This window comes from Photobacterium iliopiscarium, assembly GCF_003026395.1.
Taxonomy (GTDB): Bacteria; Pseudomonadota; Gammaproteobacteria; order Enterobacterales; family Vibrionaceae; genus Photobacterium; species Photobacterium iliopiscarium.
On sequence record NZ_PYOO01000021.1, the window covers coordinates 41,013 to 50,998 of the forward strand.

General features: G+C 42.0%; 7 protein-coding genes and 5 tRNA genes. 1 reads left to right on the top strand and 11 read right to left on the bottom strand.

Going from position 1 to position 9,986, the window contains the following annotated elements:
- Positions 1-25 precede the first annotated feature (25 nt).
- From hflX to tsaE, 6 genes are all read right to left on the bottom strand, one after another.
- Positions 26-1,315, bottom strand: a complete 1,290-nt coding sequence (hflX, locus tag C9J51_RS18505; protein ID WP_045040782.1) for a ribosome rescue GTPase HflX — start codon at positions 1,313-1,315, stop codon at positions 26-28.
- Between the two features lie 28 nt (positions 1,316-1,343).
- Positions 1,344-1,610: an RNA chaperone Hfq gene (hfq, locus tag C9J51_RS18510; protein WP_045040783.1), complete on the bottom strand. Its 267-nt coding sequence runs from the start codon at positions 1,608-1,610 to the stop codon at positions 1,344-1,346.
- Between the two features lie 86 nt (positions 1,611-1,696).
- Positions 1,697-2,632 carry a tRNA (adenosine(37)-N6)-dimethylallyltransferase MiaA gene (gene miaA, locus C9J51_RS18515; RefSeq protein WP_045038417.1) on the bottom strand — a complete coding sequence of 312 codons (936 nt, stop codon included), beginning with the start codon at positions 2,630-2,632 and terminating at the stop codon, positions 1,697-1,699.
- Positions 2,633-2,653: 21 nt separating this feature from the next.
- Positions 2,654-4,759, bottom strand: a complete 2,106-nt coding sequence (gene mutL / locus C9J51_RS18520; protein ID WP_107275274.1) for a DNA mismatch repair endonuclease MutL — start codon at positions 4,757-4,759, stop codon at positions 2,654-2,656.
- A 2-nt stretch (positions 4,760-4,761) separates the two neighbouring features.
- Positions 4,762-6,492 carry an N-acetylmuramoyl-L-alanine amidase gene (locus tag C9J51_RS18525; protein WP_107275275.1) on the bottom strand — a complete coding sequence of 577 codons (1,731 nt, stop codon included), beginning with the start codon at positions 6,490-6,492 and terminating at the stop codon, positions 4,762-4,764.
- Positions 6,493-6,497: 5 nt separating this feature from the next.
- The gene (gene tsaE / locus C9J51_RS18530) at positions 6,498-6,962 is read right to left on the bottom strand and encodes a tRNA (adenosine(37)-N6)-threonylcarbamoyltransferase complex ATPase subunit type 1 TsaE (protein ID WP_045038383.1); all 465 of its coding nucleotides are present in this window, start codon (positions 6,960-6,962) and stop codon (positions 6,498-6,500) included.
- A 438-nt stretch (positions 6,963-7,400) separates the two neighbouring features.
- Between tsaE and queG the strand changes: the two genes are divergently transcribed.
- The gene (gene queG, locus C9J51_RS18535) at positions 7,401-8,534 is read left to right on the top strand and encodes a tRNA epoxyqueuosine(34) reductase QueG (RefSeq protein ID WP_045040784.1); all 1,134 of its coding nucleotides are present in this window, start codon (positions 7,401-7,403) and stop codon (positions 8,532-8,534) included.
- A 707-nt stretch (positions 8,535-9,241) separates the two neighbouring features.
- Here the strand turns inward: queG and C9J51_RS18540 are convergent.
- The 5 genes from C9J51_RS18540 to C9J51_RS18560 form a co-directional block, all read right to left on the bottom strand.
- Positions 9,242-9,317: transfer RNA gene (locus C9J51_RS18540), tRNA-Gly, on the bottom strand.
- 26 nt (positions 9,318-9,343) lie between these two features.
- Positions 9,344-9,420 (bottom strand) — tRNA-Met (locus C9J51_RS18545).
- 178 nt (positions 9,421-9,598) lie between these two features.
- Positions 9,599-9,674 (bottom strand) — tRNA-Gly (locus C9J51_RS18550).
- A gap of 55 nt (positions 9,675-9,729) precedes the next feature.
- A tRNA-Gly gene (locus C9J51_RS18555) sits at positions 9,730-9,805 on the bottom strand.
- 55 nt (positions 9,806-9,860) lie between these two features.
- A tRNA-Gly gene (locus tag C9J51_RS18560) sits at positions 9,861-9,936 on the bottom strand.
- Positions 9,937-9,986 lie beyond the last annotated feature (50 nt).

The following is a 9,986-nucleotide window of genomic DNA, read 5'->3' on the forward strand; positions in this document are numbered from 1 at the left end:
ACAGTTTTTATTACTCAGCAATCCATTAAGCAACGATGTAGTCATCTAACGAAGTACTTTCTCTTTTTTGTAACCGCGACCATTCTGCCATCGGTAAGCGAATATCAATCATTAAACAGCCATCTGATTCATATTCTTCTCGCAAAATACATCCCATCTGATAAAACTTACTGCGTAACCGTCCAATCATTTCAGGCGGTAAACGCAAGCGGTGCTTTATCATCGTTCCTGCAAGACGTTCTGTTAAGGCTTGGAATAACAAGTCAATGCCTTGCCCTTCCATGGCTGATACCCAAACTCGTCGAGGTAAACCCTCTTCGTCACGCTCAATTCGTGGTTGTGCATTATCCAAGTTATCAATTTTATTCATAACAAGTAAAACAGGGACATCACCGGCATCGATTTCATCAAGTACGGTATCTACCGCTTCAATGTTCTCACGAAAGCGATCATCACTGGCATCAACCACATGAAGCAATAGATCTGCTTCTTGTGTTTCTTTTAATGTTGCTTTAAACGCAGCCACTAAATCGTGGGGTAAATGTCGAATAAAACCAACAGTATCTGCAAGTATCGCAATACCAACATCTGCAACTTCAATCTTACGCAATGTTGGATCTAAGGTAGCAAACAGCTGATCCGCTGCATATACCCCAGCATCAGTAATACAATTAAATAATGTTGATTTACCCGCATTGGTATACCCAACTAATGACACCGTTGGGATTTCTGCTCGGTTTCGCGCTCGACGTCCTTGATCACGTTGTTTAGCTACTTTATCTAAACGCCGCAAAATCGTTTTAATACGCTCACGTAATAAACGTCGATCGGTTTCTAACTGAGTTTCACCTGGCCCACGGAGACCAATACCACCTTTTTGTCGCTCAAGGTGAGTCCAACCACGAATTAATCTGGTTGATAGATGACGTAATTGTGCTAATTCAACTTGCAACTTACCCTCATGGGTACGTGCTCGTTGAGCAAAAATATCGAGAATTAACCCGGTACGATCAATTACACGACACTGACAAAGCTGCTCTAAGTTTCGTTCTTGTGCAGGTGACAATGCGTGATTGAAAATAATAATATCTGCATCAACAGCGCTTACAGCATCCGCAATTTCTTGTGCTTTTCCTTCACCCACATAATATTTAGGAAGCGGTGTTTTACGACTACCCGTAACCACGTGCAGCGCGTTAACTCCGGCGGAAGATACTAGCATTTCAAATTCGCTAAGATCTTCCCATTCCTCATCTTGAGTGAAGTTTATATGAACAAGAATGGCCTGCTCACCAGCTTCATAACGGTCAAACAAGTAATTAGCTCCTTATTTGAAAATAATCTTACTCTTCTGTTTTTTCTGGACGATCACTTCCTGCTGGACGATCACCCGCCTGATGATGATTCACCGGACGAGCGGGTACAACAGTTGAAATAGCATGCTTATAAACCATCTGGTTGACGGTGTTTTTAAGTAGAATGACAAATTGGTCAAATGACTCAATTTGGCCTTGTAGTTTGATACCGTTTACCAGGTAAATAGAGACCGGGATTCTTTCACGACGCAGCGCATTCAAAAACGGGTCTTGCAGAGATTGCCCCTTAGCCATTATTTCTTTTCCTTATTTGTTTGTAGTTGTATTAGCAACGAACAAAAACTAAAAATACGCAAAGCAGTTCAGAGTATACACGTTAATTAAACATCACATCTAACTGAGTTTGTGACGGTTTGTAACGCGCTATCAACATCACTACTATCCAACCAAGTCAAATCTTTCCAGCCACGAAGCCAAGTGATTTGACGCTTTGCCAATTGACGAGTAGCACAGATACCACGGAAGACCGCTTCATCTATGTCATGTTTCCCGTCCAAATATTCCCACATCTGTCGATAACCGACACAGCGAATAGAAGGAAGTTCAAGGTGAAGATCACCACGGTCGTATAATGCCCGTACTTCTTGTTCAAACCCTGCTTCGATCATTTTTTTGAACCTAAGCTCAATTCGATGATGCAGTACAGCCCTATCCGTGGGCGTAATTGCAAACTGGTGAACCTTATAAGGTAACGATTCACCTTGAGTTTTAGTCAACTCAGTTAATGTTTTACCTGAAATTCGAAAAACTTCCAATGCACGAGATAATCGTTGTGGATCATTTGGATGGATCCTTGCACCTGCAACAGGATCAATTTGCACTAATTCATCATGCAGTGCTTGCCAACCTCGTGCCTCAGCATCTCGTTCTATACCTGCGCGAACAGCATTATCTGCCGCAGGTAATGGTGACAAACCTTCCAATAATGCCTTGTAGTACAACATAGTACCACCGACCAACAAAGGAATCCGCCCCGCAGCTACTATATCAGCCATTTCTTTTAGTGCATCCGAACGAAAGTCTGCAGCAGAATAACTTTGCGCTGGATCACGAATATCAATTAAACGGTGCGGTGCTAGTGCCAATTCATGCGCATCTGGTTTCGCTGTACCGATATCCATTCCTTTATAAATAAGGGCAGAATCGACACTTATCAACTCAACCGGCAACTGTTCCCGTAACCGAATGGCTAAATCGGTTTTACCTGATGCTGTCGGGCCCATTAAAAAAATAGCTTGTGGTTGTGGCTTTGTCATAACTTGTGGCTTAGTCATAAATTACTTAAATGCTTCTATCGCTGCTTGCATATCAACAGGACGAACAAGTTGCGCTTTAAACGTCATCACTTGTTCCCCCCATAGCTGCTCTAATTCGGTAATTAACTGAATCGCTTGTGCCAAGGTATAGCTTGTTATTGGCATATGGCATTGTTTAGCGAGCCAGAATAAAAGGTTATCCCATCCTTGAGCATCAGGGTCATCACTCACGGTATGAAGATAGGTTAACAAATTTGGGATTAACTGTTGTAAATTTTGTTGTCTTAATGGCATACAAACCGCCAAAATGATAATGCTATTACGGCCTTTTGCTTTTAGTTGGATCCCTAATTGCTTTAATAATTGTCCGTGTTGCTCGGCGCATTGAAGTAATTCCGCCTCAATCGGCACCGCCAGTGGAATTAATAATGGCTGAGGCTTTAAGCCATCCGTTTTTGCTAATTGTAACTGCCCAACATAACGTAAATTTTCAGCCGAGGGTAAATGTAATAGCGCCACCTCATGTTGCTGACTCAACAATAAAAACTGCTGCTCAACAATAACCAATGGCTTCCCCAAACCGACATCATTAACATGAAGACGTTTACTTGGCTTTATTGGCATTGGTTGACTCGATGCCGTCCACTCACGCCGAGGTTCAGCTATCTGGCTCGACACTTCACGCGTCGATATTAACGATGTAGAGTCTGAATTATCAGGTGTTATCAGCTGCTGATAAACTTTAACCTCTGCGGTTGTTGGACCCGTATCACCATAATGACGGCCAGCCGAACCTTGTTGGCGCTTAGCTGTCGCTGATGATGGTGATAAAGTTGAACTGCTCTTTTGACTATAGCTTTGTTGAGTATCTTTACTAACTGAATTTACTAATAAAGTTTTTTCAGGCGTAGAAATAGGTGCCACATTACCATCAAGATCGAACATTGTTCCTAATGGCTCAGTCGTTGAAGGTTGAGCCGTCAACCAACTGTCAGGATCCGCTTTATTCGGATAATCAGGCATCCCTGCAATGGTTTGGGAAGCGCGATCAATCGGGACTGCGGTGACTTCAGTATGGGCATGAGCGCTTGCCCTTACTGGCGCTTGATATTGATGAGCATCATCAACATCAGCTTGTTGTAATGCACTTTGTAAGGTTTGATAAATAAAATCATGCACTAAGCGCGCCTGATGAAAGCGAACTTCATGTTTAGCGGGGTGAACATTAACGTCCACCTGATGCGGATCAACCTCAATATACAATACATAAGCAGCATACTGCTCGGATCGTAAGCTCGATTCATACGCCTGTCGAATCGCATGATTGATTAACTTATCTTTCATCATTCGACCGTTAACGTAGCAATATTGAATATCATTTTGGCTACGCGCCCCTTGCGGGCTACAAATCCAACCAGATAATTTCAAATCACCGTGTGCTAATTCAACCACTAATGCATGTTGTAAAAATGCAGGACCACAAGCCGCAGCTAATCGACGTTCTTGCTGTAATGTATTATCGGCAATACGATATTGACGAACTAACTTCCCGTTATGACGCAGTGTAATCGCAACATCAAAGCGACTTAAAGCAATCCGCTTAATCAATTCGTCAATATGGGTGAATTCTGTTTTTTCAGTCCGTAAAAACTTACGGCGGGCTGGCGTATTAAAAAATAAATCCAATACTTCCAATGTCGTACCAACAGGATGAGCAGCCGGCTTTAACTGCACCTCCATATCACGACCTTCAGCATAAGCAGACCACGCTTCAGTTTGATCTTCGGTGCGCGATGTTAGGGTTAATCTAGAAACGGAACTGATACTGGCGAGGGCTTCACCACGAAATCCTAAGCTTACAATGGCTTCAAGATCATCAAGTGAAGCTATTTTTGAGGTTGCATGACGGCTTAAGGCCAAGCCAAGTTCATCCTTAGCAATCCCTTTACCATTATCACGAATACGAATTAACCGGCTGCCACCTTTTTCGATATCAATATCAATTCGAGTGGCTCCGGCATCTATACTATTTTCAACAAGCTCTTTGACTACCGATGCGGGGCGTTCAACAACTTCACCCGCTGCAATCTGGTTAGCCAGCCGAGCGGGTAAAATCTGAATCGGCATAATTAACTTCTTGGAATGATTAGCGTCTGTCCTACAGCTAGTTTATCAGAACGTAGCTTATTCGCATCACGAATAGTTGCTACTGATACCCCATATTTTGCCGCAATCTTACTTAAAAATTCACCACGGCGTACTTTATGACGTTCCGTTTTCGTCGCAGCAACGACTATTTTTAATTTCTGCCCTACCATGACGTTATCAGATTTCAAATGGCTCGTTTGACGAATGCTGCTCATGGTTACCCCATATTTAGCTGCAATCTGACCAAGATACTCACCACGAGTCACTGTATGCCATACCGTACGTGTCGATTGTGTTTTTTTAATCACGACTTTTGGTGCCGTTGTGTTTCCTGCGGGTGCTGTCTTAATGCCACTACCTGGAATCAACAACATTTGACCAATATTCACTGAATTTGATTTCAGATGATTCGCCGATCTAATGGCTGCCATCGATGAACCATATTTAGCCGCAATACCACTCAATGTTTGTCCTGATGTCACTTTATGCTTCATGCCTCCGGCATTTAAACGCGAAGCAAATAAGGTACCTTCAGGTGGATGAGCGGTGAAGTATTGTAAAATACCTTTATAAACCGCATTTGCTAGTTGGTTTTGATGAGCATTTGACGTTAATTGACGCTCTTCAACTGGATTTGTAATAAAACCCGTTTCAACTAATAATGATGGAATATCCGGTGATTTTAATACGGCTAAACTTGCATATTGCGGTACGGTTTTATGTAAACGTGCAATATGACGTAAATTCGACAATACACGCTTAGCAACATCGTAGCCTTCTTTTTGCGAATAACTAAATTGCAGATCAAGTACCGCACGACCTAAATATTTATCTTTAGGATTACTGGATAACACATCGCCACCACCCAGCAGCTCTGATTGTTTCTCACTTTGCTCTAACCAACGACCGATCTCAGTATTAGCACGACGGGTGTTCAATACCCATACCGATGCACCACGAGGTTTAGGTGAACTAAAGCCATCTGCGTGAATAGAAACCAATAATAGCGCTTTATTTTTACGTGCTATCTCTGAACGTTTACTTAATCCTACATAATAGTCACCGCGACGAGTCATTACCGCACGCATACCCGTTGTGGCATTAATTTTTGCCGCTAACTTTCGGGCAACCGCTAAAGTCACGTTTTTTTCGTATTTATGCGTTGGACCAATAGAACCAGGATCATCACCACCATGACCTGCATCAACGGCGACGACAATATCAGCCGTTCCTGATGGCAACTTGGCTAAGTTATTTTCAGTGGCTTTTTCTTCAGCCTGCTCTTCTTTATCAGCAGCACCGGCACCAGAACCATTAGGTAAATCCATTACTAAGCGATAGCCGTAGCTACCATCAGGGGTTGGTGACAATGAGAAAATTTTAGGTTTAGTAGCACGTTTAAGTTCAAATACCAACCGTGTCATGCCTTTTTCTGGGGCATTACTACTGCGAACTGTAGCTAATATTTCACTCTTAGCAACCGTCATTGGCAACTTAACTTTTAGTGACGTTTTATTTAAATCAATCACTAATCGTGATGGATTAGATAGCATAAACTGCGAGTAATCCGCTTTACTTTGCATATCTAATACAACACGTGTTTCATCTGGAGCCGGCCACACTCGGACTCCCTTTAGTTCATTTGCAAAAGCGGTAGAACTAACTAATCCCACGCCCAAAATTAGAAGATTTGCATACGTCCGTAACGCCATTCTAATTAACCTAATTGTAAGTGGTTGATCAACGTTGAACCATAATCCGTATTCGACGTCACTAATACTGTTCTTTGTTCGCCGTGATAGCGTAATTCCAACTCAAGATCAGCATCGGGTAACATACCAATCCCTTTTTCTGGCCACTCCACTAAACAAATAGCGTCGTTAGTAAAATAATCACGGATCCCCATAAATTCTAATTCTTCTGGATCTGCAAGACGGTATAAATCAAAATGATAAACCTGCCAAGGAGCAAGATCATACGGCTCAACTAAAGTATAAGTCGGACTTTTCACATTGCCTTGATGACCCATTGCACGGATAAAGCCACGACTGAATGTCGTTTTACCCGCGCCTAAATCACCATGGAGATATATTGTTGTTTGTTGCGTGCAGGCTTTAGCCAATTTAAGGCCAAAATCTACCGTTGCCTGCTCATCAGCAAGAGAAGTTTTAAATGTTTGCATTATATTTTATCTTGGATTGACTAATTGACGAATAAACGGAAAAAGATCAGCCGCCAGCATACCACGCTCGCCGCTTTGCGCACATAAATCTGCTCTTTACGATACATCAAAATCTCGTTATATCTAAAGATATAGTGCCTGTGATAATGATCTCACTCGAAAATGACTATGATAATTTTACAGTAATAAAGCAATACCATTCAATTTGTGTCATTCACATATTCAGCACTGGTGCAGCTTTATACAGGATCATTATTATCTCAGCTATTGTTACAACCATTGACAACAGCATGTCAGCTTGTGAAATCATCCTTCTTGGCTAAACCAACGATAACTATAATTTCATTATAAACGTCATAATGACCACTAATTACTATTCTAAAATAAGAATGTGCTAGAATCCGTTCCCTAATTTTTACCCGTAATAAGACGACTGCTATGACTATCGATTATCAACAACTCGCTCTACAAATTAAAACCTGGGGACAAGAACTCGGCTTTCAAGCGGTAGGGATTAGTGATATCGATTTGTCACAACATGAAGCACAACTACAACGCTGGCTTGATGCTGATTACCATGGGGATATGGACTGGATGGCGCGCCACGGAATGATGCGAGCTCGTCCACAGGAATTACTCCCAGGAACCATACGTGTCATCAGTGTTCGTATGAATTACTTACCGCCACAAGCAGGGTTTGCTCAAACACTAAAACAACCAACAAAAGCCTATATTAGCCGTTATTCTCTTGGGCGTGATTATCATAAACTGATCCGTAACCGCTTAAAGCAACTAGGACAGCGTATTGAAACCGTTATCGGCGAGTTTGGTTGCCGACCTTTTGTGGATTCAGCACCAGTACTTGAACGTCCATTAGCTGAAAAAGCAGGGTTAGGGTGGACGGGGAAACATTCTTTAATTCTTAACGACCAATCAGGATCATGGTTCTTTTTAGGAGAACTCTTAATTGATCTACCATTACCTGTTGATGAACCAATGAATAATCAATGTGGTAAGTGTGTCGCTTGCATGACCAGTTGCCCAACGGGTGCCATTATCGAAGCAGGAGTCGTTGATGCTCGGCGTTGTATCTCTTATCTCACTATTGAATTTGACGGTATCATTCCAGAACAATATCGCGCAGCTATCGGCAATCGAATTTATGGCTGTGATGATTGCCAATTAGTGTGTCCATTTAACCGCCATGGCGAAATCACAACTGAAATAGACTACCATTGTCGTGATACATTATTTCAGCAAGATCTGGTGACACTTTATCAATGGAATGAAGCCACATTTTTAAAAAATACCGAAGGTTCAGCCATTCGCCGTATTGGTCATGTTCAATGGTTACGAAATATCACCATCGCGCTAGGTAATGCGCCATATCAAACTGACATCGTGGCGGCATTAGCTACTCGCCAAGGCGAACATCCATTAGTGGATATACATATTGAATGGGCTTTAGAACAGCAACATCAAAAACGTCAACAGATGGTGCTTGATGTCCTACCTAACGCGACTAAACGCTTAGTACGGATCATTGAGAAGGGTCTACCTCGAGATGCGTAACACTCTGGGTATATGTGGAAAACTTTTCAAATTAAGCAAAAAAAAGTAGGGAAATTAAAGATTAAACACAGGGAGTGGATAACATAATCAAGATGGTTATCCCGATAAAGAAAGGATTAAATGAACTGTGTACAAATTGTAGATAAATGAAAAATTAAACATAAAAAACAAACAGTTATCCTGTTAATTAATCTTGTTTAACAAGGCGAATAATTTCATCGCTGTTACTCATCCTAAAGTTATTCACACCTCGCTATCACATCTAATCAACCAACTTACCCACAGATTTTTTTATGTGGATAACTCTGTTAATGTAACTGTGATCTAACGGTGCAATAAATTTAAAACACTGACTACAATAGTAACTTATCATCTGTTATTTATAAGAAAATACCAAATAATCCACAATGTTATTATGCAGTAAATACTATTTATCAATGCTGGGAAAAGAGCGTTTGCTATATGGCAATATTGATATTACGAACATCTTTACAAATAGCTAAGATGAAAAAAACAACCGTTAGGTTGCATAATCAATAGCAGATGATGTAATCGAAGCTGATTGCTTCTAAGTGGGCTTCGTAGTCAAACTAGAAACACTTGAAGCAGTACACTGATGATATCGGTAATCGAATACCTCAGGAATACCACATTAAGACTAATACTTCACAGTAGTAGTTCACCGATAAGTTCGATGATAACTAAATTGGAGCGACACACGAGGCTCGAACTCGTGACCTCAACCTTGGCAAGGTTGCGCTCTACCAGCTGAGCTAGTGTCGCATCACATCTCTTTAAAAAAAGAGGATTGGTTGCGGGGGCCGGATTTGAACCAACGACCTTCGGGTTATGAGCCCGACGAGCTACCAAGCTGCTCCACCCCGCGTCCGATTTTCTTCACCATTAAAGTTTGGTGACAACTATTTTGTTTACCGCCTAAGCCATAAACAATAATTTTGAGCGACACACGAGGCTCCCGATCTTCAAGGAACTAGGCGTGACCTCAACCTTGGCAATATTGCGTACAACCAGCTGAACTAGTGTACATTGCTAAGATTTAAATTTGGAGCGACACACGAGGCTCGAACTCGTGACCTCAACCTTGGCAAGGTTGCGCTCTACCAGCTGAGCTAGTGTCGCAGAGCTAGGTCTTTCACCTACCATTTATCGCTTAAACAGCAATAAACTATCAAATTGGAGCGACACACGAGGTTCGAACTCGTGACCTCAACCTTGGCAAGGTTGCGCTCTACCAGCTGAGCTAGTGTCGCAGAGCTAGGTCTTTCACCTACCATTTATCGCCTAAGCAGCAATAAACTATCAAATTGGAGCGACACACGAGGCTCGAACTCGTGACCTCAACCTTGGCAAGGTTGCGCTCTACCAGCTGAGCTAGTGTCGCATCACATCTCTTTAAAAAAAGAGGATTGGTTGCGGGGGCCGGATTTGAAC